General features: G+C 51.1%; 1 protein-coding gene. It reads right to left on the bottom strand.

The genetic code is table 11. The annotated features are described in order from the left end of the window. Positions 1–38: 38 nt before the first annotated feature. The coding region (pilC, locus tag HMPREF2959_RS00615) for a PilC family type IV pilus tip adhesin (protein ID WP_070696231.1) at positions 39–2,105 on the bottom strand (2,067 nt) is incomplete at its 5' end.

Below are 2,105 nucleotides of genomic sequence, written 5' to 3'. Positions count from 1 at the left end.
CGTCCGAAAACCTTTCGGACGGCATTTTCGCGTGCAAATCAGTAGAAGATTTCACGCCAGCTGATTCGTTTCATACCGCACGTCGGGCCGGTAATGTCCAAGCTGTCCAAATCGTTCATCAGCAGGGTGCGCACCCCTTTTTGGGAGAAGCAGCGGTTGTTTTTGCCGGAACGCTTGCCGGCGGGGTCTATACCGCTGCCGCCCGCATCGCCGTCTGCCGTTGTTGAAAATCCGTCTGTTTTCTTTTCATCCAGATAACGCACATTAACCGGTTTGCCGTAAACATATCCGTTCGGGCAGACGGTTTCATTGCCTTTTTCCATACAACCTATAGGGATGGATTTGCCGTTGGTGCCTTTCTTATGACCGGAATATTGCGCGACAGCCTGATTGGCTTCCGGCACAATCGGGCGCGCGCTTTTCTTGGTCAGCTTGCCGCCGTCGGCGGTATTGATGCCCAAAATGGCGGTTTCCGCGCCGCATTTGTCCGTACCCGTATATTTATGGATGGTTACAAAGGCGGTACGCAATACCACGGTCGGTTTGACGGTAACGCGCTGTCCGGCTTCCAATTTCACTACCCAGCCCTTGTCGCCCGAGCCGTCAGACCTTTTGTAGTCGCTTAAAAACAGCGTTTTGCCGTCTTTGTCTTTTTCCAGCTTTTGCTCGAGCAGCCCTTTGCCCAGTCCGTCTTGCGCAAAACCCGTGTCTGTGTCATTGTCAAAAATACCGTAAATAGATTGTATATCATTATTATCAACATCCTCCTCACTCAAATCACTGCCCGTGCCGAAGATAACCACGCGTTTGTCTTTCAGTTGGGAAATGGCGGGCGCGGAAGTAATCGGTTTTGTGCCTTCAAAAATAGTGCGTACAGTCCATTGACTAGAATCTTGATTGCTTAAATCAAAGCGGTACATCTTGCCGCCGCGATCGCCGGCATAGGCGATATCGACAATGCCGTCCAAATCTTTATCCACCAGCGTGGGGGACGAAAGCCCGCCCTTGCCGCCGGGTACATCGATTTTTTTAATCAGCGTGCCGCTGCTTTCCAAATCATACACATACAGCGCGGTTTTATTGTCTGTGCTGTTAATTTCTTTAGTCGCATAACCGGAGGCGAGGAAAGCGGCGTATTTGCCGTCGTGGGTTTTGCCGATTTGCGGCGTGCCGACGGTGTAGCCTAATTCCACGCGATTATTGCCATTATTGCCGTTATCTTTTACATCAAACAAAGAGGCTTTTGTCGGGTCACTGCCGTCGGCTTTGGTCAAATCCAAGGCGTATGCGCCTCTGCCGCCAAAGCCCATCGCGCCGAACATAAACACGCGGTTTTGCCCGTTTAAGTTATCAACTTTGCGCAAAACAAAGCCGCCGTCCACGCCGTAGCGGTCGCCCACATAGCTTTTTTCGGCAAAGGTGCGCAGCTCTTTGGCGAGGTTGGAGTCTTTGCTTTCAATATCCTTGCGCGGCATCGTGCCGGGGATGTAGCTGAGCTTCAGACTATAGTTGCGGTCATCCCCGCCGTTGCCTTTTTTGAAGATATGCACCATCCCGTCGTTGGCGGAAGTAGCCAAATACCCGCCGACCGCCACGATGGGGCTGTTGACGATGTCGCCCAAATCGCGCTTGCTGTTGTTGCCGTTTTCGCGGATGCGGTATCTTTGGCTGTAATTGTCTGATTCTTTGTTGAATTTTACAAATTCATTGTCATTACTAAAACTCCGAACCGTCCAAGGCAGCAGCACTTTTTTCCACTCATTGGTCTCAGGATTGACGCTATATTCCTTAACAATGCCGAAAGTGTTGTTGTTGGTATTTCCATTTAAACCGGTGGCCTCATTGCTTTTATCCAGTTTGATCTGCTGTACGCCGCCATCCAATCGGATGATTGTTTGCCGCCCTGTGAAAGTCGGCTCTCGACTTTCAATATCCGACTTATTCAAGGTTGCGAGGGAATAGCGGCCGGGTCTGCCGGGGTCGGTTTTTCTTTTCAGATTTTGAAGGAAGATGCGGCTGCTCGAACTGTCGGGGTAGGTAGAAACCGAAGCGGAATACATCTGCACCTTACCATTTTGCACAGGTCCGAACCACAGCGCGGGGGC

The organism is Neisseria sp. HMSC070F02 (assembly GCF_001814225.1).
Classification (GTDB): domain Bacteria; phylum Pseudomonadota; class Gammaproteobacteria; order Burkholderiales; family Neisseriaceae; genus Neisseria; species Neisseria meningitidis.
This window is presented reverse-complemented; position numbering and strand designations above follow the sequence as displayed.